General features: G+C 54.0%; 25 protein-coding genes. 3 read left to right on the top strand and 22 right to left on the bottom strand.

Features of this window, described 5'->3' with window-relative positions:
* Positions 1 to 166 precede the first annotated feature (166 nt).
* The 6 genes from ycfP to hinT are packed head-to-tail and all read right to left on the bottom strand — an operon-like array spanning position 167 to position 3,963.
* Positions 167 to 709, bottom strand: coding sequence for an alpha/beta hydrolase YcfP (gene ycfP / locus JTI98_RS17150; protein ID WP_043000970.1), 543 nt, complete (start codon positions 707 to 709; stop codon positions 167 to 169).
* Positions 710 to 730: 21 nt separating this feature from the next.
* Positions 731 to 1,756 (bottom strand): beta-N-acetylhexosaminidase, encoded by a 1,026-nt coding sequence (gene nagZ / locus JTI98_RS17155; RefSeq protein ID WP_043000971.1) that lies wholly within the window; start codon positions 1,754 to 1,756, stop codon positions 731 to 733.
* 10 nt (positions 1,757 to 1,766) lie between these two features.
* Positions 1,767 to 2,591 (bottom strand): thiamine kinase, encoded by an 825-nt coding sequence (gene thiK, locus JTI98_RS17160; RefSeq protein ID WP_216081579.1) that lies wholly within the window; start codon positions 2,589 to 2,591, stop codon positions 1,767 to 1,769.
* On the bottom strand, positions 2,572 to 3,204 hold the full coding sequence (lpoB, locus tag JTI98_RS17165) for a penicillin-binding protein activator LpoB (protein WP_044327000.1): 633 nt from the start codon (positions 3,202 to 3,204) through the stop codon (positions 2,572 to 2,574). Before lpoB ends, thiK begins: the two co-directional genes overlap by 20 nt.
* 22 nt (positions 3,205 to 3,226) lie before the next feature.
* Entirely contained in the window at positions 3,227 to 3,601 is a 375-nt protein-coding gene (locus JTI98_RS17170) for a YcfL family protein (protein WP_043000974.1), read from the bottom strand.
* The gene (gene hinT, locus JTI98_RS17175; protein ID WP_043000975.1) at positions 3,601 to 3,963 is read right to left on the bottom strand and encodes a purine nucleoside phosphoramidase; all 363 of its coding nucleotides are present in this window, start codon (positions 3,961 to 3,963) and stop codon (positions 3,601 to 3,603) included. The genes JTI98_RS17170 and hinT overlap by 1 nt, the downstream gene beginning before the upstream one ends.
* Positions 3,964 to 4,314: 351 nt before the next feature.
* On the opposite strand from hinT, the gene fhuE reads away from it, so the two are divergent.
* On the top strand, positions 4,315 to 6,510 hold the full coding sequence (fhuE, locus tag JTI98_RS17180; RefSeq protein ID WP_216081580.1) for a ferric-rhodotorulic acid/ferric-coprogen receptor FhuE: 2,196 nt from the start codon (positions 4,315 to 4,317) through the stop codon (positions 6,508 to 6,510).
* 60 nt (positions 6,511 to 6,570) lie between these two features.
* Here fhuE and ptsG read toward each other — a convergent pair whose 3' ends face one another.
* From ptsG to yceD, 14 genes are all read right to left on the bottom strand, one after another.
* Positions 6,571 to 8,004 carry a PTS glucose transporter subunit IIBC gene (gene ptsG, locus JTI98_RS17185; RefSeq protein WP_043000977.1) on the bottom strand — a complete coding sequence of 478 codons (1,434 nt, stop codon included), beginning with the start codon at positions 8,002 to 8,004 and terminating at the stop codon, positions 6,571 to 6,573.
* Between the two features lie 265 nt (positions 8,005 to 8,269).
* Positions 8,270 to 9,094 (bottom strand): metal-dependent hydrolase, encoded by an 825-nt coding sequence (locus JTI98_RS17190; RefSeq protein WP_043000978.1) that lies wholly within the window; start codon positions 9,092 to 9,094, stop codon positions 8,270 to 8,272.
* Between the two features lie 10 nt (positions 9,095 to 9,104).
* On the bottom strand, positions 9,105 to 10,109 hold the full coding sequence (holB, locus tag JTI98_RS17195; protein ID WP_216081581.1) for a DNA polymerase III subunit delta': 1,005 nt from the start codon (positions 10,107 to 10,109) through the stop codon (positions 9,105 to 9,107).
* Positions 10,106 to 10,747 carry a dTMP kinase gene (tmk, locus tag JTI98_RS17200; protein WP_043000980.1) on the bottom strand — a complete coding sequence of 214 codons (642 nt, stop codon included), beginning with the start codon at positions 10,745 to 10,747 and terminating at the stop codon, positions 10,106 to 10,108. Before tmk ends, holB begins: the two co-directional genes overlap by 4 nt.
* Complete coding sequence (gene yceG, locus JTI98_RS17205) at positions 10,737 to 11,759, bottom strand: cell division protein YceG (RefSeq protein WP_044257997.1); 1,023 nt, start codon at positions 11,757 to 11,759, stop codon at positions 10,737 to 10,739. The genes tmk and yceG overlap by 11 nt, the downstream gene beginning before the upstream one ends.
* A gap of 2 nt (positions 11,760 to 11,761) precedes the next feature.
* Complete coding sequence (pabC, locus tag JTI98_RS17210) at positions 11,762 to 12,571, bottom strand: aminodeoxychorismate lyase (RefSeq protein WP_216081582.1); 810 nt, start codon at positions 12,569 to 12,571, stop codon at positions 11,762 to 11,764.
* 119 nt (positions 12,572 to 12,690) lie between these two features.
* A complete protein-coding gene (gene fabF / locus JTI98_RS17215) occupies positions 12,691 to 13,932 on the bottom strand; it encodes a beta-ketoacyl-ACP synthase II (RefSeq protein ID WP_043000983.1) in 1,242 nt (413 codons plus the stop codon).
* Between the two features lie 86 nt (positions 13,933 to 14,018).
* Complete coding sequence (gene acpP / locus JTI98_RS17220) at positions 14,019 to 14,255, bottom strand: acyl carrier protein (protein WP_000103754.1); 237 nt, start codon at positions 14,253 to 14,255, stop codon at positions 14,019 to 14,021.
* 277 nt (positions 14,256 to 14,532) lie between these two features.
* Positions 14,533 to 15,267, bottom strand: a complete 735-nt coding sequence (gene fabG, locus JTI98_RS17225; protein ID WP_042319622.1) for a 3-oxoacyl-ACP reductase FabG — start codon at positions 15,265 to 15,267, stop codon at positions 14,533 to 14,535.
* Between the two features lie 12 nt (positions 15,268 to 15,279).
* Positions 15,280 to 16,209 carry an ACP S-malonyltransferase gene (gene fabD, locus JTI98_RS17230; protein WP_043000984.1) on the bottom strand — a complete coding sequence of 310 codons (930 nt, stop codon included), beginning with the start codon at positions 16,207 to 16,209 and terminating at the stop codon, positions 15,280 to 15,282.
* 15 nt (positions 16,210 to 16,224) lie between these two features.
* On the bottom strand, positions 16,225 to 17,178 hold the full coding sequence (fabH, locus tag JTI98_RS17235; protein ID WP_043000985.1) for a beta-ketoacyl-ACP synthase III: 954 nt from the start codon (positions 17,176 to 17,178) through the stop codon (positions 16,225 to 16,227).
* Between the two features lie 77 nt (positions 17,179 to 17,255).
* Entirely contained in the window at positions 17,256 to 18,332 is a 1,077-nt protein-coding gene (plsX, locus tag JTI98_RS17240; RefSeq protein ID WP_046402096.1) for a phosphate acyltransferase PlsX, read from the bottom strand.
* A 146-nt stretch (positions 18,333 to 18,478) separates the two neighbouring features.
* Positions 18,479 to 18,652: a 50S ribosomal protein L32 gene (rpmF, locus tag JTI98_RS17245; protein WP_000290727.1), complete on the bottom strand. Its 174-nt coding sequence runs from the start codon at positions 18,650 to 18,652 to the stop codon at positions 18,479 to 18,481.
* 16 nt (positions 18,653 to 18,668) lie between these two features.
* Positions 18,669 to 19,190, bottom strand: coding sequence for a 23S rRNA accumulation protein YceD (yceD, locus tag JTI98_RS17250; RefSeq protein ID WP_043000987.1), 522 nt, complete (start codon positions 19,188 to 19,190; stop codon positions 18,669 to 18,671).
* A 197-nt stretch (positions 19,191 to 19,387) separates the two neighbouring features.
* Here yceD and JTI98_RS17255 point away from each other — a divergent pair, with 197 nt between their 5' ends.
* On the top strand, positions 19,388 to 19,972 hold the full coding sequence (locus tag JTI98_RS17255) for a nucleoside triphosphate pyrophosphatase (RefSeq protein ID WP_058587926.1): 585 nt from the start codon (positions 19,388 to 19,390) through the stop codon (positions 19,970 to 19,972).
* 107 nt (positions 19,973 to 20,079) lie between these two features.
* Here JTI98_RS17255 and rluC read toward each other — a convergent pair whose 3' ends face one another.
* Positions 20,080 to 21,033: a 23S rRNA pseudouridine(955/2504/2580) synthase RluC gene (gene rluC, locus JTI98_RS17260; protein ID WP_081048505.1), complete on the bottom strand. Its 954-nt coding sequence runs from the start codon at positions 21,031 to 21,033 to the stop codon at positions 20,080 to 20,082.
* A gap of 573 nt (positions 21,034 to 21,606) precedes the next feature.
* On the opposite strand from rluC, the gene rne reads away from it, so the two are divergent.
* Complete coding sequence (rne, locus tag JTI98_RS17265) at positions 21,607 to 24,900, top strand: ribonuclease E (RefSeq protein ID WP_216081583.1); 3,294 nt, start codon at positions 21,607 to 21,609, stop codon at positions 24,898 to 24,900.
* A gap of 39 nt (positions 24,901 to 24,939) precedes the next feature.
* Here rne and JTI98_RS17270 read toward each other — a convergent pair.
* Positions 24,940 to 25,581, bottom strand: a 642-nt coding sequence (locus JTI98_RS17270; protein WP_216081584.1) for a substrate binding domain-containing protein, incomplete at its 5' end; no start/stop codon positions are given.

Below are 25,581 nucleotides of genomic sequence, written 5' to 3' on the forward strand. Positions count from 1 at the left end.
ATGAAAATGTCCTTCGAGAGTGAGAATAACACATGCGGTGCATTGGTCATACCAAAATTGATGTGTATCAAGTTTTGCTGCTGAAAAGATAGACAACGCCAGAAAAACAGGCAAAAAAAACCAGCCCGAAGGCTGGCTTGATTCGACAATTCTGACAGACAAGGGGTCAACCCAGGGTCTTAAACGCTTTGATGCGCTGCAAGTGCGGCGAAATATTCTTAAACTTATGTGTCTGCTCTTCATCCCACACGATCTCATAGAAATGGTGGAGCTCTTCTGACGACCGTTGGCTGTTCAGGGCTTCGTCATGACGCGAGAGAATAACCAGGCAACGATCGCGATTCTTCTCGCGGAAGTTGGTCACGCACTTAGTGGCGATATCGGCATACTCTTCCGGACGATCGATCTTGCCTTCCATGTTCTCATACGGGAACAGGTTCGGATTAAACACCACCTGGCGAACATCGCAGAGAAAACCAATGCGTTCTGCCCAGTAGCCGCCGAGGCCAACGCCGCAAATCAACGGTCGCTCATCAACATTAAGCTGCAACATTTTGTCCACTTCTTTCAGCAGATGCTGCATGTCATGTTTCGGATGACGCGTGCTGTAGCTTATCAGTCTGACGTCCGGGTCGATAAACTGCAGCTGCAAGACTTTTTCGTGGTTTCCCGGACTGTTAGAGTCGAAACCGTGTAAATAGATAATCATCGCATCCTCACCAAACGTGCGTTAATGACCTGCTTTCTCTTCCTGCCAGCGTTCATGTAACTGGTTGAGCTGCGCGCTGACGGTTTTCCAGCGTGCCGAGTCCATCAGTTCCTGACGCGAAAATGAACCTTTATGATACAAACGTGTAACACGCTCTGCATTGATCGGCGACAGATTATCTAACACACTGACCGCCCCTTTACGATTATTGCAGACCAGAATCATATCACAACCCGCATCCAGCGATGCCTGCCCACGCTCAGCATAGCTGCCCATGATCGCGGCCCCTTCCATCGACAGATCATCAGAGAAAATGACGCCGTCAAAACCTAACTCCTGACGCAGAACTGTTTTCAGCCAGTGCGGAGAGCCGCTCGCCGGACGCGGATCAACGTCGCTGTAAATGACGTGCGCCGGCATGATAGCGTCCAGCTTGTTTTCGGTAATCAGCGTGCGGAACACGGACATATCTTTCGCCCGAATTTCCGCTTCCGGACGCGGATCGGTCGGCGTCTCTTTATGCGAATCGGCGGTTACCGCGCCATGACCGGGGAAATGTTTGCCGGTGGTTTTCATTCCTGCCGCGTGCATACCGTCAATAAAACGGGTCGCCATCGCCAGCGCTTTGATCGGGTCAGCATGATAGGAACGTTCGCCAATCGCAGCGCTGATATGCCCGACATCCAGTACCGGCGCAAAGCTGATATCAATATCCATCGCGATCATTTCACTGGCCATCAGCCATCCGGCCTCTTCCGCCAGTTTACCGCCTGTTTCCAGCCCGTGCAGCGCCGCAAAAGACTGTGCGGCGGGCAGTCGGGTGAATCCTTCCCGGAAACGCTGTACGCGCCCGCCTTCTTGATCGACGGCCACTACCAGATGGTTGCGCGACGCCGCACGGATCTGGCGCACCAGTTCACGTAACTGTTCCGGGTCGTGGTAATTGCGCGTAAACAGAATCAAACCGCCCACCAGCGGATGGGCCAGAATCTCACGCTCTTCCGCATCCAGCTCAAACCCTTCGACATTCAACATTACTGGACCCACACTGCTCTCCTTAATCCTTCGTTGCCAGCTGCCGCCAGGTTGCATCGGCCAGACTGATAAATTGTCGTTCGCCGGTCTGTTGCCAGCGGTATTCAAACCAACCGGCCTTCAGCATCAGTATCCACGGATACCAGCGTCTGACCTGTTGCCATAATTTGTGCCCGTCTATGCGTGCGCTAACGGCATACGCGTCGACCAGTTGCCGGTGTTGCTCAACATCGTCCACCCACACCGCCGCCAGTTCAAGAGCGATATCACCGTCTCCGGCATATTCCCAGTCGATCAGCCGTAGCCCTGCCGGGCCATGAACGATGTTAGCGGCGTGGACATCCATATGCAGCGGCGCGAGGCGTAGCGGACGAGGCTCCCCTCGCTTGCGCAGACGTTTTAACTCTCTTAACCAGCGTGGTGTTCGCCGTGCCGGATCGCTTCCCTGCCAGTATTGTCCCAGCAGCGGTAGCAGACAGATACGCCAGCCAAAACAGGGCTGCTGATGAAGATAATACAGTAAGCTCGCCAGTTCGTCGGCTCCCGGCAGTCCGGATTTTATCTCACCCGGAACATAGTCCACCGCCATCCAGCCGTTCAGGTAAAAACGCGGCTTCGGCGCAAGGCTTTCAGGCAGCCGCGATAAAGCATGATACTGGCGTAAAAAATGCGCTTGCGGCGCATCGGGATCGTGATGGCGGCGAAGAACCAGCCGCTGGGTTGGACTTTCAATAATCACACTCCCACCGCTAAGACCGCTCTGGCCTTCAGCGACGGGACGATAGTGCGGAAAGTAGCGCGACAACACCGCGTCGCGCTCTGGGATATTATTGCTGCTGAACGGCACCTTTACCTGACCAGATTATCTCGCCAGTTTGTACCAGCATTAGTTGCATTTGCAGTGATGGCGCGTTGACGTTACCCGATGCGCTGGAATAAAGCACGTAGTGCGCGCCAACGTTACGGGCAATACCAATCGCTTTGCTACGCGTTCCCAGACTGTCCTGCGGCGACAGCCCTAACTGCTGTTTTGCCATCGACAACTGTTGCGCAGAGACCAGGGTAAATTTGCCATTGTTCGCCAACGCATTGCGCAGCGTTTCAGTGGCTTCACCCGCGTTCAGCGAACCGTTAGTACGGTTATTCACGCTATCGACCAGCAGTACGCTCCCCGCCGTCACGCCGTCGGCTTGCAACATTTTGCCCACCATCGGCTGCATCGCGCTATTCCAGTCGTAATGACGTATGCGCGGCGCCGGTGCCGCAGTCTGATCTTCATGTTCAATAGGCCCCGGCTGTCCCGGGATCGTAGGCACCGAAGGGACCCCAGGAGCAGGTTCTTGCGGCTGTGCGGGCTGTTCCGGCGTGGGTTTCACCTCATCAACCGGAGCGGGTTCACGTTGCACCACACAACCGGACAGGAACATCGCCAGCGCGGCTATCAATGCGTAGCGACTCATTTTTGTCTTCAAGATTCACCCCTTACAAATAAAGATAAAGTCTGACTTTGTGCGCCCCCAGATAATTGGCGCTGCCATACAGCGTGACCGACGAATGCGCCGGAATCGTCACACTGCGCGGCGCTTCCAGAGGATGCATTTCTAACCCCCTGGCGTCATACCAGTAAAAGCGATAATGAACGGTAACGGGTTTTTGCCTTTCGTTATACAGCGTTGAGGATGCAGAGGGCTGAATATCAGACGTGGTCAATGTCGGCGCTTGCGCGGTGATCCCCGCTGCCAGCAGCGTCGACTCCATCACCAGCGACTGTTCATCGCTTACCGGGATCTCAGGATGAGAACGGCACCCGGCAAGTAAGAGCAGACCCAGTGACAGCGCAATGCATCCTCTGGTCATCATGACAGGCCTTTGTGCGCGAGCATAGGACCGAGCGCACGACCGCCCAGCAGATGCATATGGATGTGATACACCTCCTGACCGCCATGACGATTGGTATTCATGATCAGGCGGTAGCCATCTTCGGCAATGCCTTCCTGCTCGGCAATTTTTGCCGCCACGGTAATCATCCGTCCCAGCGCCTGCTCATGCTCTGCGCTGACGTCATTGACCGTCGGGATCAGAACGTTGGGAATGATCAGGATGTGTGTAGGCGCCTGGGGTGAAATATCCCGGAATGCCGTCACCAGGTCATCCTGGTAAACGATATCGGAAGGGATTTCACGACGAATAATCTTGCTGAATATAGTCTCTTCTGCCACGACGTTTTCCTTTTCTAAAAATTGCCATGCGTGATGTCATGCTACGCTGAGCCACATTGCGAGTATAGAGTATGATCGACTTAAACCTGCTCTTTCAACCTTAACCCACGATTTCTTAAGCAAAAAACCATCACAATGGCGCTCTTATAACCATTTATCCCCTCTCCTGTGCCAAAAAGTAATGAAACAAGATTTCAGAAAGCAAGTTACATCTGTTTACAGAGTTAATATGAATGCGTATATTTCGCATTTGCATTTACATGCGCATTAAATGGTTAGAAAAATAAAAAGGGGCTCATCGCCACCTTATATGGCCTGAGCCAGAGTTCGTTCACTATTAAGGGCTTTCTGATGTCTTTCACAACACACAACAGGGATGAACAATGCCAGGCTGGCGCAACACCCTCGTTGCTGGCAGCCTGCATCGCGATGGCATTGATGCCATCCATGAGTTTTGCGGCGACCACACCGGAAGAGACCGTCATTGTTGACGGTTCTGCGCCAGCAACCTCTGCGGACAACGACGAACAGGATTACAGCGTCAAATCCACCACCGCCGGAACCAAAATGATGATGACCCAACGCGATATTCCGCAGTCGGTAAGCATCGTCAGCGAACAACGTATGGAAGACCAGCAGTTGCAAACGCTGGGCGACGTGATGGACAGTACGCTGGGGATCAGCAAAAGCCAGGCGGATTCTGACCGCGTCAGTTACTTCTCCCGTGGTTTCCAGATTGATAACTATATGGTTGATGGTATTCCGACCTGGTTCGAATCCCGCTGGAACCTGGGTGACGCCCTCACCGATATGGCGCTCTATGAGCGCGTGGAAGTGGTACGCGGTGCAAACGGTCTGATGACCGGCACCGGCAACCCGTCAGCCTCCATCAATATGATCCGCAAACACGCCACCAGCCGCGAGTTCAAAGGCAACGTCTCGGCGGAATATGGCAGCTGGAATAAACAGCGCTACGTGATGGATCTGCAAAGCCCGCTCACCGATGACGGTAATGTACGCGGCCGCATAGTGGCGGGTTATCAGGACAACGACTCCTGGCTCGATCGCTATCACAACGAGAAAAACTTCTTCTCTGGCATCATTGATGCTGACCTGGGTGAAACCACCAGCCTGGCCGCCGGGTATGAGTACCAAAAAATCAGAGTGGATAGCCCAACCTGGGGTGGCCTGCCACGCTGGAACACCGACGGCAGCAAAAACAGCTATGACCGCGCCCGTAGCACCGCGCCAGACTGGGCGTATAACGATAAAGAGATCAATAAAGTCTTTGTCACGTTCAAACAGCGTTTTGCCGACACCTGGCAGGCGACGATGAATGCCACTCACTCGGAAATCAAGTTCGACAGTAAAACGATGTATGTCGATGCGTATGTGAATAAGGCAGATGGCATGCTGGTCGGTCCTTACAGCAACTATGGACCGGGGTTCGATTACGTGGGTGGTACGGGCTGGAACAGCGGCAAACGTAAAGTCGATGCGCTGGATCTTTTTGCTGACGGCAGCTATGACCTGTTCGGTCGCCAGCATAACCTGATGTTCGGCGGCAGCTACAGCAAACAGAACAACCGCTATTACAGCTCCTGGGCTAACGTCTTCCCGGATGAGATCGGCAGTTTCAATAACTTCAATGGCAATTTCCCGGAAACCGACTGGGCACCGCAATCACTGGCCCAGGACGACACCACGCACATGAAGTCGTTGTACGCCGCAACGCGCGTTTCACTGGCTGATCCGCTGCACTTGATCCTCGGCGCACGCTATACCAACTGGCGTATTGATACCCTGAGCTACAGCATGGAAAAAAACCACACTACGCCCTATGCCGGTCTGGTTTATGACATCAATGATAACTGGTCTACTTACGCCAGTTATACCTCCATCTTCCAGCCTCAGAATAAACGCGATAGCGGCGGAAAATACCTTACGCCCATCACCGGTAACAACTATGAGGTTGGCCTCAAGTCTGACTGGATGAACAGCCGACTGACCACCACCCTCGCCGTGTTCCGCATTGAGCAGGATAACGTTGCCCAGTCGACCGGTTCACCGATTCCGGGTAGCAATGGCGAAATCGCCTATAAAACCGCGAATGGGACCGTCAGTAAAGGGGTTGAGTTCGAAGTTAACGGCGCGATTACCGATAACTGGCAGATGACCTTTGGCGCGACGCGTTACGTCGCAGAAGACAATGAAGGCAACGCCGTTAATCCGAATCTGCCACGTACCAGCGTCAAGCTTTTCACCCGCTACCGTCTGCCGGTGATACCTGATTTGACCGTCGGCGGTGGCGTGAACTGGCAGAACCGCGTCTACACCGATACCGCGACGCCGTACGGTACCTTCCGTGCTGAGCAAGGCAGTTACGCGCTGGTGGATTTGTTCACCCGCTATCAGGTAACCAAAAACTTCTCCGTGCAGGGTAACGTCAATAACCTGTTCGATAAAACCTACGATACCAACGTTGAAGGGTCGATTGTTTATGGTGAGCCACGCAATGTGAGCATCACCGCAAACTATCAGTTCTGATTGTAGCCCGTAAAAAAGGCAGCCATTCGGCTGCCTTAGTTCTCCCCAACTTCTTAGGTCTTAGCTGTTACGGATGTATTCATCCATCTCAGTTTTCAGGTTATCGGATTTCGTACCGAAAATTGCCTGAACACCGGAACCTGCGACCACCACACCTGCGGCACCCAGTTTCTTCAGGCCAGCCTGATCCACTTTCGCCACGTCAGCCACGCTGACACGCAGACGGGTAATGCACGCATCCAGGTTAGTGATGTTTTCTTTACCACCAAATGCCGTAATCAGCGCAGGAGCCATTTCACTGGTCGCGCCCGCTTTCGCGTCATCGGTATTATCTTCACGACCCGGAGTCTTCAGATCCAGCGCTTTGATCAGCACGCGGAAGATGGTGTAGTAAACAATCGCGTAGCCTGCACCGACAATCGGGAACAGCCACAGCTTGCTGCTGTTACCGGACAGCACGATAAAGTCGATCAGACCGTGTGAGAACGACGTACCGTCACGCATACCCAACAGGATACAGATTGGGAACGCCAGACCCGCCAGAATCGCGTGGATAACGTACAGGATCGGCGCAACGAACATGAAGGAGAATTCGATCGGTTCGGTGATACCGGTCAGGAACGAAGTCAGCGCCGCGGAGATCATGATGCCGCCCACTTTGGCGCGGTTTTCTGGTTTCGCAGAGTGCCAGATAGCGATCGCAGCCGCCGGCAGACCATACATTTTGAACAGGAAGCCGCCAGACAACATGCCCGCTGTCGGATCACCCGCCATGTAGCGAGGGATATCGCCGTGGAAGACCTGACCTGCCGCGTTGGTGTATTCGCCGATCTGCATCTGGAAAGGAACGTTCCAGATATGGTGCAGACCAAACGGTACCAGGCAGCGTTCAATGAAGCCGTAGATACCGAACGCCACAACCGGGTTCTGATATGCAGCCCACTGGGAGAATGTCTGGATTGCCGTACCGATTGGCGGCCAAATGAAGGACAGAACCACACCGGTAAAGATCGCCGCCAGACCAGAGATGATCGGCACGAAACGCTTACCAGCAAAGAAGCCCAGATACTCAGGCAGCTTGATACGGTAGAAGCGGTTAAACATGTACGCTGCAATCGCACCGGAGATAATCCCCCCGAGTACACCCGTATCCGCAAGGTGTTTTGCTGCGATTTCTTCAGCAGGTAAATGTAGAACCAGCGGCGCGACCACGGCCATGGTTTTTACCATGATGCCATAGGCGACAACCGAAGCCAGAGCCGAAACGCCATCGTTGTTGGTAAAGCCAAGCGCGACACCGATAGCGAAAATCAGCGGCATGTTTGCAAAAACAGAACCGCCGGCTTCTGCCATCACGTGCGATACAACGGCTGGCAGCCAGCTGAAGTTTGCGGAACCGACGCCCAGCAGGATACCTGCGATAGGCAATACGGATACCGGCAGCATCAGCGATTTACCGACCTTTTGCAGGTTAGCAAATGCATTCTTAAACATAATTGAGAGTGCTCCTGAGTATTTGTGCTTTCTACGTTCACACGCATTGGCGAGGGGGGAGAACCCCGCCGTGGACAGGGCATCTAAGTGCCCTTTATTTATTACACAGAGTAAAATAAATCGGCGAAATATAGTTTGACGGCTATCACGTTTCAACTCTGGACAGCGCGTTAAGTTGCACATTTTGACAAAAAAGGTATCAGAATGTGTCAGTTCGCTCATTCACCGCCCACTTTGTGGCGGTGAACTTTACTCGCTTTAGTTATTAATTACGAGCTTTAAAAAAACTCAACGACGAGGCTGACTGCAGGCGGGAAGCGTTGATATGGAACAGGCGGGCAAAGTTATCGGTGGTGATCTGCGCCAATTCTTCAACCGCCACACCTTTCAATACGGCCATGTATTCCGCCACGTCGCGGACCATCGCTGGCTGATTCTCTTTACCCCGATGCGGTACCGGCGCGAGATACGGGGAATCCGTCTCCACCAGCAGTCGATCCAACGGCACATATCGCGCAGCGTCACGTAATTGTTCAGCATTACGGAAGGTCACAATGCCGGAAAAGGAGATATAAAAACCCAAATCCAGGAGTTTACCCGCCGTTTCTCTGTCTTCTGTAAAACAGTGTAGTACGCCGCCACAATCCGTCACGTTTTCATGACGAAGAATCGCCAGCGTATCGGCGCGGGCATCGCGCGTGTGGACGATCACCGGTTTGTTCAGTTCACGGCCGATCTGGATATGATGAATGAACGACGCCTGCTGGCGTACTTTTGTTTCGGGGGTATAAAAGTAGTCCAGTCCCGTCTCACCCATCGCCACCACGTCGTCATCAGCCGCCAGATGACGCAGTTCTTCCACGTCATACGGTTCGTCCTGATTGAGTGGATGTACGCCGCACGAGAAAACGACGTTATCGCGCTGGCCGACCAGTTCCCGCATTCCGCGGTACCCTGGCAGCGTTGTCGCCACCGCCAGACAGAATTTCACATCGCGCGCAGCGGCTTTCGCCAGCACGTCATCCACATCCTTATGCAGAGATTGATAATCCAGGCCATCGAGATGGCAGTGCGAGTCGACTAAAAACATAATGTCTCTCTTACAGGTGGGGAACAGGCAACACAGTGCCTGGTTGCAGGTAATGCTCGATTTGCAGAAGAAGATCGGTTAACACCAGTTCACGGTTTATTCCGGTCACGTTAAGCAGTTGTTCGCGGCAGTGGCAGATGGCATTGAGGATTGCCTGAATACGCGTCTGAGAAAGCTGACCGGCAATCGTGGCGATCAGTTGCCCGGCATCCGCGTTGGTCATCACACTGGCCCCGTGCTGACGTTTAAGCGCATCCATCATTAACGTCGCCAGCCAGTGCAGTCTGACAGGCGCCTGTTCATGGTTAAGCACCGTCAATAATGAGTACCAGTCACCAGCAGGAATGCTGCTCGCCAGCGCCTGACACAACGCGTCACGTTGGGACCAGCTTTCGGACCCCAGGAGCGTCAGCGCCGCCCCCGGAGAACCGGCACTCAGGCGCAGCGCAGTCAATAACGCATCATGTGACGCTGTCACTTCTCGTGCAAGCCACGATACCGCGTATGATTCACTCGGCGGCGCGAGATGATGTAAACGACACCGGCTGCGCAGCGTTGCCAGTAACCTCGCGGGTTCACGGCTGGCGAGAAAGAACCAGGTTTGCGCGGGCGGTTCTTCCAGCGTTTTGAGCAGCGCATTGGCGGCGGCATCAGTCATCAGCGCCGCATCCGGGATCCAGACCACTTTGGCTCCGCCCAGTCGCGCACGCTCATACAGTTTTTCACTCACTTCACGCACAGCATCAATGCCCAGCGAACTTTTCCCTTTTTCCGGGAACAGTGAATAGTAGTCCGGATGCGTTCCTGCCTGCATCAACTGACAACCACGGCAGTGGCCACAGCTTTTATGTCCATCCGGTTGCTGACAAAGCAGGTAGCGGCTCAACGCATAGATCAATGCATCGTCGCCCATCCCCGGTAGGGCCTGAATCAGTAACGCATGGTGACCCCTTCCCGCCTGATAGCTCGCTACCAGCTTCTCGAAGTCAGGTCGTAACCATGGATACCATTTCATTCTCCCTGCTCCTTCACCCACTCGGTGATGGTGGTACGGATATCGCTCATCACCGTATCCAGCGGCTGCGTCGCATCAATCGTGCGGATACTGGCATCCTGAGCGGCAAGCTCGAGGTAACGAGCGCGAGTACGATTAAAGAAATCAAACGATTCCTGTTCGATGCGGTCCAGTTCGCCACGGGCGCGAGCGCGCTTCAGACCCACCTCTGGCGTGACGTCGAGGTACAGGGTTAAATCCGGGCGGAAATCCCCCAGTACCGCATCACGCAGCGTCGCCAGCATCTGCTGATCGACCCCGCGACCACCACCCTGATACGCCTGCGTGGACAGATCATGACGGTCGCCAATTACCCATTTACCTTCTGCGAGCGCAGGTTTAATGACCGTCTCAACCAACTGCACTCGCGCGGCATAGAACATCAGCACTTCGGCTTTTACGGTAATGGTTTCGTCACCGACCGAACGAATGTCCAGTACCAGGCTACGCAGTTTTTCTGCCAGCTGCGTACCGCCCGGCTCGCGGGTAAAAACCATCTCGCGAATACCGAGTTGTTCAAGCGTCTCAACCACAACATTCTTTGCAGTCGTTTTTCCGGCGCCTTCCAGCCCCTCGATGACGATATACTTACTGCGCATTTTTTTCCTTAAGCACTTTCAGATAGTCCTGCACTGACCGGTTATGGCTGGCAAGATTAGTATTAAAAGTATGACCGCCTTTACCATCGGCCACAAAATAGAGATACGGCGTTTTGGCCGGATGCGCCGCCGCTTTTAGCGAGGCTTCACCCGGCATCGCAATCGGTCCTGGCGGGAGTCCAGTTATCGTGTAGGTATTATAGGCCGTTGGCGTTTCCAGGTCCGCGCGCGAGATCTTGCCATTATAACGCTCCCCCATTCCGTAAATCACCGTTGGATCGGTCTGGAGACGCATCCCGATCCGCAGGCGGTTAATAAAGACAGAGGCGACCTGATCGCGCTCGCTGGCAATGGCCGTCTCTTTTTCAATAATCGAGGCCATCGTCACCAGTTGGTTTTGATCTTTATACGGCAGTCCTTCCGCACGCCCTTCCCAGACGCGCTCAACCGCCTTCACCATTTTCTGATGTGCGCGCTTAAGCAAGGCAACATCCGTGGTATTGGCGGTATACATCCAGGTATCGGGCCAGAACCAACCCTCCAGCCCATCCGTACTTTCAAGGCCCAGCGCTTTTGCAACGGTTTCGTAGCGATCGTCGCTCAGGGTATGCTTGATATACGGCGCATCACGCAGCTGTTTGAGATAGTCGCTTAAGCGCATACCTTCTACCAGCCGCAGTGGGAATTGCGCCTCTTTGCCACTTTCCAGCAGTTGCAGCATCTCGCGGACGCTCATACCCGGCGTTAAACGGTAGGTTCCGGCCTTAAAGTGGGAGAGTTCTGGCTCGACGCGCAGCAACCATTGAAACACGCGCGGGCGGTTAATCACCCGATCCGCATACAGCTGATCGCCCAGGGCCAGACGCCCGGTACCCGGCTTAAGGGTAAAAATGGTCTCTTCTTTGATCAGGATTTTACTGTCCGCCAGATGGCGAACCTTCCACATTCCCGCCCCTGCGGCAATGCCCAATACAACAACCAGTAAAAGGACAACACGAAACATTTTTTTCATGACTAATTCGGATGCTCACACAGTGGGGCCAGAAACTGAAATAATACACGTGAAGACAACGTGTTAGCGCCATAAGCCCGCACAGGTACAATCGGCATCAGCGCATTGCAGACCACCATTTCATCGGCATGTTGCAGCGCTGCTTCGCGGGCATGGGTTTCGACAACCTGAAAAGACGATTGTGCCAGTTTCCGGATACAGAATTGTCGCATAATACCGTTCACTCCCGCCTGATCGAGGCGCGGCGTATAGACCACATTGTCTTTTCGCCAGAATAAATTAGCCGCACAGCATTCCGTAACCCAACCCTCACTGTCAAGAACCAAGGCCTCATCGGCGTCCGTCTGCTCAAGATGAGAACGGATCAGCACTTGTTCGAGCCGGTTCAGGTGCTTGATGCCCGCGAGCAAAGGGTTACGCCCCAGACGAACCGGGCTTAAGGCAAGCGTGATCCCCTGTTCGCGCCAGCGGTCATAATGCTGCGGATAGGCAGAAACAGAGAGAATGCGGGTGCTGTCACGACACTGCGCGCCGCTGTATCCTCGTCCCCCACTTCCACGGCTGATAATCACCTTCAGTACCGCACGTGGATGGCCCGCGGCCAGCACGGTCATTTCGCGCTCAAGCACATCCCAGTCATCAAAGGCAATCAGCAACGTTGCGCAGGCCGCCTGCAAGCGCCGCAAATGCGCCGCCAACAGCGATACGGTGCCGTCGAGAATGCTCGCAGTGGTAAAGCAGCCATCGCCAAACTGGATGGCGCGATCGCTTGCGGGAAGAGATTCCTGTTCACGGCCATTGATCAAGAACATGGTGGCTCCTTATGCATGGCCCGTTAGTGTCGCAGGATGGTTAGCGCAGGACAAGGGAAGAAAACGCAATAAAAAAGGCCCGACAAGCGGACCTTTTAACCAGGAAGGCAGAACGGCGGTCAGACTTTTTTAAAGATCAATGAACCGTTGGTCCCACCGAAACCGAAGGAGTTACACAGCGTGTACTCCATTCCGCTGACCTGACGCGCTTCGTGAGGAACGAAGTCCAGATCGCAACCTTCATCCGGGTTATCCAGGTTGATGGTTGGCGGCACAGCCTGATCGCGCAGCGCCAGGATAGAGTAAATCGACTCTACCGCGCCCGCTGCACCCAACAGGTGACCGGTCATGGACTTGGTGGAACTCACCATCACACGGCTTGCCGCATCGCCAAAGACAGATTTAACAGCCTGCGCTTCAGCTTTATCGCCTGCCGGCGTGGACGTCCCATGGGCGTTAACGTAGCCAATCTGGCCAGGTTCAATCGCCGCATCACGCAATGCATTGACCATCGCCAGGGCAGCACCAGCGCCGTTTTCCGGCGGCGACGTCATGTGGTAAGCGTCACTGCTCATCCCGAAGCCAACGACTTCAGCATAAATTTTTGCGCCGCGCGCTTTAGCATGCTCGTACTCTTCCAGTACCACCATGCCTGCACCGTCGCCCAGAACAAAGCCATCTCGCTCTTTGTCCCACGGGCGGCTTGCCGCTTGCGGGTTATCGTTACGGGTAGACAACGCACGTGCTGCGCCAAAGCCGCCTACGCCCAGTGGCGTACTGGCTTTTTCAGCACCGCCCGCGACCATCGCGTCCGCATCGCCGTATGCAATGATACGCGCGGCATGACCGATGTTATGTACGCCTGAGGTGCAGGCGGTCGCGATAGAGATGCTTGGCCCACGCAGGCCATACATGATGGTCAAGTGACCCGCCACCATGTTAACAATCGTCGACGGAACGAAGAATGGGCTGATTTTACGCGGTCCACCGTTCACCAGAGAACTGTGGTTTTCTTCAATCAGTCCGAGACCGCCGATACCGGAGCCAATAGCGGCGCCAATACGGGATGCGTTCTCTTCCGTTACTTCAAGGCCAGAATCCTGCATGGCCTGAACGCCAGCGACAATTCCATATTGAATGAAGGCATCCATCTTGCGCTGTTCTTTGCGCGAGATAATGTCATCACAGTTAAAATCCTTTACTAAGCCAGCAAATTTCGTTGCATAGGCGCTAGTATCGAAATGGTCGATCAGGCTGATGCCACTCTGACCGGCAAGGAGAGCTTTCCAGGTAGACTCTACGGTATTGCCGACAGGAGACAACATGCCCAGTCCGGTCACAACTACACGACGCTTAGACACGGTTGTCCTCCAGGGAGGGATAATTGATTCAAGTGGGACAAAAAGATAAAACTCAGGCGGTCGAATGACCGCCTGGAGATGTTCACTTACGCCTGGTGGCCGTTGATGTAATCAATGGCAGCCTGAACGGTGGTGATTTTCTCAGCTTCTTCGTCCGGAATCTCAGTATCAAACTCTTCTTCCAGAGCCATTACCAGCTCAACGGTGTCAAGAGAATCTGCGCCCAGGTCTTCAACGAAAGAAGCATTGTTGGTAACTTCTTCCTGCTTAACGCCCAGCTGTTCGCCGATAATTTTCTTAACGCGTTCTTCGATAGTGCTCATACTCTTAAATTTCCTATCAAAACTCGCTTTCGCGATGGTTTTCGTAGTGTATAAAATGTTGAAAAATTTGCAACTAAATCCCGGCAGGTCTTACCACGATTTTACGTTATTTTGAGGCCAAGACCTATAATAACGCAAATATTTTTCTACGCTTTATCCTTCAAATTGTCTCTGTGTTGGCTGCATCCTCAAACTCTGGTCACATAGTCATCTATGCTCGCCGGCTTTTCGGTCTTGCCGCCTTGATACAATTTGGATGATTTTGCGTATCTCGTGGTTAAACCATATACATCCCGCCGTTGACGTGCAAAGTCTCACCCGTGATGTAACCTGCTTCGTCAGAGGCTAAAAATGCAACCGCACTGGCGATCTCTTTCGGATCGCCAAGACGACCTGCAGGAACTGCCGCCAACGTACCCGCACGCTGCTCATCAGTCAGCGCACGCGTCATGTCCGTTTCAATAAAGCCCGGAGCAACAACGTTCACTGTAATACCGCGGGACGCAACTTCGCGTGCCAGCGATTTACTGAAGCCGATCAGACCCGCTTTCGCCGCAGCGTAGTTTGTCTGACCCGCATTTCCCATGGTACCAACCACAGAACCGACAGTGATAATACGTCCATGACGCTTTTTCATCATAGCGCGCATTACCGCTTTTGACAGGCGGAAAACAGATGAAAGATTGGTTTCGAGAATATCGTTCCACTCATCATCTTTCATTCGCATCAGCAGGTTATCACGTGTGATACCGGCATTATTGACCAGGATATCCACTTCACCAAATTCTGCGCGAATTTTTTCCAGAACAGATTCGATAGATGCTGGATCAGTCACATTCAACATCAGACCTTTACCTTTAGCACCTAAGTAATCGCTGATGGCCTGAGCGCCACTTTCGCTGGTCGCGGTACCGATAACGGTCGCGCCACGGGCAACAAGCGTCTCTGCAATTGCGCGGCCAATGCCACGACTTGCACCGGTAACCAGCGCGATTTTTCCTTCAAAACTCATGGTGTTCCTCTTTTATTGCGCAAGTGCCGCCGACATTGCCGCCGGTTCGTTCAGAGCCGAGGCAGTCAGGGTATCAACAATACGTTTCGTCAGGCCCGTAAGCACTTTACCTGGTCCCACTTCATACAGGTGCTCGACACCCTGAGACGCCATTAATTCAACGCTCTTCGTCCACTGTACCGGACTGTACAACTGGCGCACCAACGCATCGCGAATGGCGTCTGCGTCAGTTTCACATTTCACGTCCACGTTGTTGATAACCGGTACAGATGGCGCGTTAAAGGTAATTTTCGCTAATTCCGCTGCCAGTTTTTCCGCTGCTGGCTTCATCAGCGCACAGTGAGACGGTACGCTCACCGGTAACGGCAGCGCACGTTTTGCACCGGCGGCTTTACAGGCGGCACCAGCACGCTCAACGGCTTCTTTATGCCCGGCGATAACGACCTGTCCCGGTGAGTTATAGTTCACCGGCGAGACCACCTGGCCTTCTGCGGCTTCTTCGCACGCTTTTGCGATGGACGCATCATCGAGACCGATGATAGCAGACATACCGCCTGTGCCTTCCGGAACGGCTTCCTGCATGAATTTACCACGCAGCTCAACCAGACGCACTGCGTCAGCAAAATTAATGACACCGGCGCAAACCAGCGCAGAGTATTCACCCAGGCTATGACCCGCCATCAGCACAGGCGCTTTACCGCCCTGCTGTTGCCAGACGCGATACAGCGCAACGGACGCGGCTAACAGCGCAGGCTGCGTCTGCCAGGTCTTGTTCAGTTCTTCAGCCGGCCCCTGTTGAGTCAGCGCCCACAGGTCATAGCCCAGCGCCGCAGAAGCGTCGGCAAACGTCTCTTCGACGATGGGATAGCTTGCCGCCATATCGGCTAACATCCCAACGGTCTGGGAACCCTGTCCAGGGAACACAAATGCGAATTGCGTCATGTTTAAATCCTTATACTAGAAACGAACCAGCGCGGAGCCCCAGGTGAATCCACCGCCAAAGGCTTCAAGCAACACAAGCTGACCTTCTTTGATACGTCCGTCACGCACGGCTTCATCCAGCGCGCAAGGAACGGAGGCCGCAGACGTGTTGCCGTGTCTGTCCAGTGTCACCACCACATTGTCCATCGACATGCCCAGTTTTTTGGCCGTCGCGCTGATGATACGCAGGTTAGCCTGGTGCGGAACCAGCCAGTCGAGTTCTGAACGATCCAGGTTATTGGCCGCCAGCGTCTCGTCGACGATGTGTGCAAGTTCGGTAACGGCCACTTTGAACACTTCGTTGCCTGCCATCGTCAAATGAATCGAATTTTCCGGATTCACGCGATCGGCATTCGGCAGCGTCAGCAGTTCGCCATAGCGGCCATCCGCATGCAGATGGGTAGAGATGATGCCCGGCTTGTCGGAGGCGCTCAGCACCACGGCACCAGCACCATCGCCAAAAATAATGATTGTGCCACGATCGGTTGGATCGCAAGTACGGGCCAGAACATCGGAACCGACCACCAGCGCGTATTTGACCGCACCCGTTTTAACGTACATGTCGGCGACGCTTAATGCGTAAGTAAAGCCGGCACAGGCTGCGGCGACGTCAAACGCCGGGCAGCCTTTGATGCCCAGCATGTTCTGAATCTGGCATGCTGCGCTGGGGAATGCATGTGTCGCTGAGGTGGTCGCTACCACAATCAAGCCAATCTGTTCTTTATCAATGCCCGCCATTTCCAGCGCGCGTTGAGCCGCCGTAAACCCCATCGTTGAGACGGTTTCATTCGGCGCAGCAATATGGCGTTCACGAATACCTGTACGGGTGACAATCCACTCGTCAGACGTATCGACCATTTTTTCCAGATCGGCGTTAGTCCGCACCTGCTCAGGCAGATAGCTGCCAGTACCAATAATCTTTGTATACATGTACGCTCAGTCACTTTTTGGTTATATACCGCGCATCACAACGGCTAAGAAGCTGGGGCTCTCACGCCACACCGTAATCAGTGTGGCTGCGATGTGTCGCCATTACCAGCATCCAGCATTGTAAATCCAGCTGGGTATACAGATTCCAGGCGAGCGGCAATTCGCTGAGGAACTTGTCGCTGCACCGCCTGCACTGCCTGTTCAATCGCGACGGTAAACGCTCGCTGATTGGCCGCACCATGACTTTTTATCACCGTGCCGCGCAATCCTAACAGACAGGCGCCATTATACTGGTCGGGGTTGAGGTGACTGAATCGCCTCGCCAGGCTTTTTTGTAACCAACGTTTTAATATCAGCAGCCACCACGACCGTTTTTTACCCTCACCCTGAGATTTCAGCAGTGAAAGGAACATTCTGACAACACCTTCCATCGTCTTTAATGTGACATTGCCTGTAAAACCGTCACATACCAGCACATCCGTTTTCCCCGTCAATAACTCATTGGCTTCAAGATAGCCGATGTAATTGATGGAAGGGATCGTTTTTAGCACCACAGAGGCATCCCGAATGCTGTCGAGCCCCTTGGTTTCTTCTTCACCAATGTTGAGCAAGGCCACACGAGGGTTGTTAATACCGACCACTTCTTCCGCAAGCACCGAGCCCATAATGGCAAATTGCACCAGCATCTTGCTGTCGCAATCGACGTTCGCCCCCAGATCGAGGACCACCGTCTTCCCTTTCTGCTGATGCGGCAAAACCGTCACCAACGCAGGACGCTCAATACCGTCGAGCGGTTTGAGCAATAATTTTGCAAGTCCCATCAGCGCACCGGTATTTCCTGCGCTGATGCAGGCTTGTGCTCGCCCTTCCTTCACGAGTTCCAGCGCCACACGCATTGAGCTCCCGCGACTGGCGCGGATTGCCTGCGAAGGCCGGGCATCACTGGCGATAACTGACTGTGCAGGGATAATCTGCAGACGCGAACGTTGTTCAAAGTCAGCTTTAGCAAGTAATGGCGTGATAGTATCGGGATCCCCGACTAAAAGAAGTGTGAGTTGTGAATTAGAATTCAGTGCCTGCAATGCTGCAGGCACTGTCACGGAAGGGCCAAAATCACCCCCCATGACATCTAACGCCAGGGTTAGACGTGTCAAAGTCGTTTCGCCGCCTGGTTTGGTATTTCCCCGCAGCAACGGGGAATTTCCTCACTAAGCTTCATCACACGGTTTCTCTTCGTTTCTTACGCGAAAGAGGCATTAACAGCCTGCCTGTTACGTAAAATTCGTTGAGTAACGCGTGATTACTTAGCGATTACCTTGCGGCCACGGTAGTAACCGTCGGCGGTGATGTGGTGACGCAGGTGTTTTTCACCAGAAGTTTTGTCTACAGACAGGCTGGTGACTGCGGTCAGAGCGTCATGAGAACGACGCATGCCACGTTTGGAACGGGTTGGTTTATTCTGTTGTACGGCCATGGACCTTACTCCTCAATTACTTACGCTTTAAGCTGGCTAATACGGCAAATGGGTTTGGTTTTTGCGCTTCATCAGGCAGTTCACCAAAGACCATGTCCGCCTCGGACACTTCACAGTGTTCAGAATCATGCACCGGAACTACCGGCAAGGAGAGGATAATTTCATCTTCCACCATTGCAAGCAGATCGATTTCACCGAATTCGTTAACCTCAATCGGCTCATACGCTTCCGGGAGTGCTTCAGCCTGTTCGTCGGAACGAACCGGACTGAAACAATACGTTGTGTGAACATGATGAGGAAACGGCTTCCCGCAACGCTGACATGCGAGCGTTACCGAAACCTTCGCATCACCGGTAATCACGGCAAGACGTTGGTTATCGATAGCAAACGACATGGCGCATTCCACATCACTGTCCACACTGACTACAGAATCGGCGACGCGCTCTACCAGATCAGAAGTATAGATACCTTCATAATCGAGGCGTTTTTGAGCCGTACGAACCGGATCAAGAGTCAGGGGTAATTTTACCTTTTGCATAGGGCGCGCATATTAACTTTGTAACGTCATATAGTCAAAGAAAAAGGCAGCCTGCGGTTGCCTTTTGCCAATAATTCGCACACATTGCGGTTTACAGACTTATTTTCGCTCAGGAGACGCCACAACGGCACGCCTGAAGGACGAAGAGCATAGTTTAAAATGGCTCTCATCAATACGCTATATCTGGTGGAAAAAATATGCCTAATCTCATTCTTGCCTCCACATCTCCCTGGCGCCGCGCCCTGCTGGAAAAACTGGCGATGCCCTTTGAATGCGCGGCCCCTGAGGTTGACGAAACGCCGATGACCGGAGAGAGTCCTCGCCACTTAGTCAACCGACTGGCGCAAGAGAAAGCGCAATCGCTGGCTCACCGCTTTCCGTCTCATCTTATTATTGGTTCCGATCAGGTATGCGTACTGGATGGCGAAATCGCCGGTAAGCCCTTAACAGAAGAGAAAGCCTGTCAGCAGTTAGCCAAAGCCAGCGGCAATATCATTACGTTCTATACCGGTCTGGCGCTGTATAACTCCGCGACGGGACATTTACAGACCGAGGTGGAGCCCTTTGACGTTCATTTCCGCCATCTCAGTGAAACGGAAATTGAAGACTATGTGCGTAAAGAACGCCCGCTGCACTGCGCAGGGAGTTTTAAAAGCGAAGGTCTGGGGATTGCGCTCTTTGAGCGCTTAGAGGGGCGAGACCCGAACACGCTGATTGGTTTACCACTGATCGCACTGTGCCAGATGTTACGTCGGGAAGAGATGAACCCGCTGAAAACCTGATGAATGGCACTATCCAGTAGGCGGGAGAATACAACGCCTTCAGGCGTAAACCTGCCGGATGGCGACGTAAACGTCTTATCCGGCAGGTTTAGCGCGATAAATGCGCATCAGACCGGTTTACGTAACACCTGTAAACAGCGCTTCAGTTGATCGTCCATCGGCGCTTCAATGCGCAGCACCTCACCCGTACCCGGATGGGTAAATTTCAGTGCTGCTGCATGCAGGAACAGACGCGACAATCCGGTTCCTGCCAGTTGCTTATCGAAGTCGCGGTCGCCGTAGCGATCGTCAAAAGCAATCGGATGACCCGCGTACTGAGTGTGCACGCGAATCTGGTGTGTGCGGCCCGTCACCGGGCTACAGCGAACCAGCGTGGCGAACGCGTAACGTTCTTCCACCTTAAAACGCGTTTCCGACGGTTTGCCTTCCTGATTCACCCGCACAATACGCTCGCCGCTTTGCAGAATGTTCTTCAATAACGGTGCCTGTACCGTTTTGACATGCGATTGCCATTGCCCGCGCACCAGGGCGAGATAATCTTTTTGCATCCCCTTTTCGCGCAGTTGCTCATGTAGCGAACGCAGTGCTGAACGTTTCTTCGCGACCAACAGCACGCCCGACGTATCGCGGTCAAGACGGTGTACCAGCTCAAGAAAACGCGCCTCAGGACGCAGCGCTCGTAACCCTTCAATCACGCCAAAGCTTAACCCGCTGCCGCCATGCACCGCGGTTCCCGACGGCTTGTTCAGCACCAGAATATGGTCGTCTTCATAAAGGATAACGTCCGCCAGCGCCGCCACTTTTTGCAGATGCGGCGAGACGGCCTCTTCTTCACGCTCCGCCACGCGAACCGGCGGAATGCGCACTTCATCACCCGATTCCAGTTTGTATTCGGGTTTGATGCGTTTTTTATTCACCCGCACTTCGCCTTTACGCAAAATGCGATAAATCATACTTTTCGGCACACCTTTGAGCTGTGTGCGCAAAAAATTATCAATGCGTTGCCCCGCTTCGTCAGCAGTAATAGCAACAATTCTTACGGATGGAGTCTCTGTTTTCATGGGGGCCGATTCTAAATAGCCACAAGGATTAGCGCCACTCATTTTTCTATGCTTATATTTATCTTTATCCTTCGTCACTCACGTGTTTCATGACTGATTTGGTGGTTATTAAACCAATCACCGCGCATAAGTGAAAAAACTGTGAGTAAGCGGGTGATAAATGGTAAAAGTCATCTTGCTATAACAAGGTTAGCAGTGGAATAATGTCACCGCTTCCGTGCTGAATCTTGTTAAAACAAGGAATTTTACGGAAAAAACCAATTTTGTCCGGACGATCATCCACGCAGCAATGGCGTAAGACGTATTGATCTTTCAGACAGTTAGCGGGCTGCGGGTTGCAGTCCTTACCGGTAGATCGGATCTTCTCTGGAGAGTAATACCCAGGCGGTTCCCCTGATAATTGCGCTGCGTTTCCGTATGAAATGCAGGCAACCGACACTCTGCGCCTCTTTGAGCTGACGATAACCGTGAGGTTGGCGACGCGAATAGACACGAGGCCATCGGTTCACACCCGGAAAGGCAATACTCTGCCCGCAGCTTAGTCGTCAATGTAAGAATAATGAGTAAGTTACGATGAAAAGAATGTTAATCAACGCAACTCAGCAGGAAGAGTTGCGTGTTGCCCTTGTAGATGGGCAGCGTCTGTACGACCTGGATATTGAAAGTCCTGGACATGAACAGAAAAAAGCGAACATCTATAAAGGCAAAATTACCCGTATTGAACCGAGTCTGGAAGCGGCTTTTGTTGATTACGGCGCTGAACGTCACGGTTTCCTCCCGTTAAAAGAAATTGCCCGCGAATATTTCCCCGCTAATTACAACGCTCATGGTCGTCCAAACATCAAAGATGTGCTGCGCGAAGGCCAGGAAGTTATTGTTCAGATTGATAAAGAAGAACGTGGCAACAAAGGCGCTGCGCTGACCACTTTTATCAGCCTGGCGGGCAGCTATCTGGTTCTGATGCCAAACAACCCGCGTGCGGGGGGTATCTCTCGTCGCATCGAAGGCGACGACCGTACCGAGCTGAAAGAAGCGCTGGCAAGCCTTGAACTGCCTGATGGCATGGGCCTTATCGTACGTACTGCGGGCGTAGGCAAATCTGCCGAAGCGCTACAATGGGACTTAAGTTTCCGTCTGAAACACTGGGAAGCCATTCAGAAAGCCGCGGAAAGCCGCCCTGCTCCGTTCCTGATCCATCAGGAGAGCAACGTGATTGTTCGCGCCTTCCGCGACTATCTGCGTCAGGATATAGGTGAAATCCTCATCGATAACCCGAAAGTGCTCGAACTGGCGCGCCAGCATATTGCGGCGTTAGGTCGTCCGGATTTCAGCAGCAAAATCAAACTTTACACCGGTGAAATCCCGCTGTTCAGCCACTATCAGATCGAGTCGCAGATTGAATCCGCATTCCAGCGTGAAGTGCGTCTGCCTTCCGGCGGCTCTATCGTTATCGACAGCACCGAAGCGTTAACCGCCATCGACATTAACTCCGCTCGCGCAACCCGCGGCGGCGATATTGAAGAAACGGCGTTCAACACTAACCTGGAAGCGGCCGATGAGATCGCCCGTCAGTTGCGCCTGCGTGACCTCGGCGGCCTGATCGTTATCGACTTCATTGATATGACCCCGGTACGCCATCAGCGTGCGGTGGAAAACCGTCTGCGTGAAGCGGTCCGCCAGGATCGAGCGCGTATCCAGATCAGCCATATTTCACGCTTCGGCCTGCTGGAAATGTCCCGTCAGCGCCTGAGCCCGTCGCTGGGCGAGTCCAGCCATCACGTCTGCCCACGCTGTAGCGGTACCGGCACCGTGCGTGATAACGAGTCGCTGTCCCTGTCTATTCTGCGTTTGATTGAAGAAGAAGCGCTGAAAGAGAATACTCAGGAAGTCCACGCGATTGTCCCAGTGCCAATTGCCTCCTATCTGCTCAACGAAAAACGTACCGCCGTTAATGCGATTGAAACCCGACAGGATGGCGTGCGTTGCGTGATCGTACCTAACGATCAAATGGAAACGCCGCACTACTCCGTACTGCGCGTGCGTAAAGGTGAAGAGACGCCGACTCTGAGCTACATGCTGCCGAAGCTGCATGAAGAAGCGATGGCGTTACCGTCTGAAGAAGAGTTCGCCGAGCGTAAACGTCCTGAGCAGCCCGCTCTTGCCACCTTCGCCATGCCAGAAGTTCCGCCTGCACCAACGCCTGCCGAACCGCCAGTGAAAGCCGCTGCGCCGAAGGCCGCCGTTGCGCCAGCCGCTCCGGCAGAGCCGGGGCTGCTGAGCCGTTTCTTTGGCGCACTGAAATCACTGTTCAGCGGTAGTGAAGAAGTGAAACCTGCCGAGCAGCCTGCGCCGAAAGCCGCGGAGAAGCCAGAGCGTCAGCAGGATCGCCGTAAACGCCAGAACAACCGTCGTGACCGTAACGATCGCAACGAACGTCGTGACAACCGCGATAACCGTGGCGAACGTTCAGAAAATGGCGAGAACCGCGACGAGAATCGCCGTAACCGCCGTAATGCGCAGCAGAATGCCGAAAACCGTGATAACCGTCAGCAATCGACCGACGTAGCGGATAAAGCAAAGTCTGGTGATGAGCAGCAGCAGCAGTCACGTCGCGAACGTAACCGCCGTCGCAGTGATGATAAACGTCAGGCTCAGCAGGAAGTAAAAGCGCTGAATCTTGATGAGCAGCAGACTCCAGAGACCGAACAGGAAGAGCGTGTTCGTCAGGCTCAGCCGCGCCGTAAACAGCGCCAGCTGAACCAGAAAGTTCGTTACCACGACCAGGCGTCGGAAGTGGCAGAGGTAGAAACCGCCACCACGGAAGAGAACGTTGTCGCACCAGTTGCAGCACAGACTGCGCCAGCGCAAAGCACTGAACTGGTGAAAGTGCCGCTGCCTGTCGTGACAGAAGCAGCCCCAGAGCAGGATGACAATGGTGAAGCACGTGATAACGCCGGTATGCCGCGTCGTTCGCGTCGTTCCCCACGTCATCTGCGTGTGAGCGGCCAGCGTCGTCGTCGTTATCGTGACGAACGTTACCCACTGCAGTCGCCGATGCCGCTGACTGTCGCCTGCGCCTCGCCAGAAATGGCGTCCGGCAAAGTGTGGATCCGCTACCCGGTAGCCCGTCCTCAGGATGCGCAGCCAGAAGCACAGGAAATCGAACAGGTACAAGCCCAGCCTGTTGTGACCGAACCGCAAGCCGTGGCAGCCGCTGTTGAAGCTGTTGCCGCAGTCGAACCCGCCGTTGAAACTGTCGTTGAAACGGTAGCAGAAGCAACGGTTCAGGCTGAAGCCGTGGTTGAAACGACGCATCCGGAAGTCATTGCCGCCCCGGTGGTTGAACAGCCGCAGATGATTGCCGACGCCGATGTGCCGGTCGCCGAAGAGGTTGCCGCTCAGGCAGAACCTGTCACTGAAACGCAGGAAACCGCTCCGGTCGTTGAAGAGACACCAGACGTGGTTACGGTAGCGCCTGAAACAGTGACTGCCGAGCCTGACGTGGTTGCGGCTGAACCTGTCGCCGTTGAACCTGAAGTGGTTGCAGAGCCTGAAGTTATTGCAGAACCGGTTGCAGCGCCTGTGATCGCTGAAGCACCAACAGCGCCTGCGCCAGTATCCGAACCCGTTGTCGTTGCACCGATCGCAGAAGCCGCAGCGCCAGTCGTGGCAGAATCTGTTGCTGAGCACAGCCACGCAACCGCACCGATGACCCGTGCGCCAGCGCCGGAATATGTGCCTGAAGCGCCACGCCACAGTGACTGGCAGCGCCCTGCTTTCGCCTTTGATGGCAAAGGCGCCGCAGGTGGTCACACTGCCTCGCACAGTGCCTCTGCTGGACCGACTCGTCCTCAGCCTGTCGAGTAAAATCGATAGCGTAAAAAGCCGACCTCAGGGTCGGCTTTTTTATTCCCCTTCAGGTCGGCGCATTCCTGCCAGTTCCGGCATCACCTTTTTCATCAATTCCAGAAACTTACGCAGGCGAGTGGGATAATAACGCGCCCAGGGATAGACCAGGTGTACTGGCAAAGGTGCGGCCTGCCAGTCAGGAACCAGCTCGACGAGTCGTCCTTGCGCGATATCCTCGGTCACCGTCCAGCTTGACACCACCACCACGCCTAACCCCGCCAGCGCTGCATTGCGCGCTACGTAGATACTGTCGGTACTCAGTCGCGGCGTGATCGGAAAGGTCACCGGCTCCCGACTGTGCTGATGGCTGAGTGAGACGTTGTGTTGATAGAAGGTGTTAACGGCAATCCAGGGCAGTAACGATAGCTGTTCTGGCACCGCGATCGTTGCAAATTGCGCCAGCAGCACCGGTGACGCGACCACGCTACGCGGCACTTCCGCTAGCAGCACCGAAACCGTTGCCGGATCGACCTCCGCGCCCACGCGGATCGCGCAGTCGATATTGTCGCTGAGAAAATCGACCGTTTTATCGTTGAGCATCCACTCCACCGACAGATTGGGGTAGCGCGCTAAAAAGTGCAGTAACGGCGTGAGGAGCTGCTGCTGACCAAAAGCATGCGGAGCCCGCACCCGCAATGT

It is taken from the genome of Citrobacter sp. MGH 55 (assembly GCF_016906145.1).
GTDB lineage: Bacteria > Pseudomonadota > Gammaproteobacteria > Enterobacterales > Enterobacteriaceae > Citrobacter_A > Citrobacter_A amalonaticus.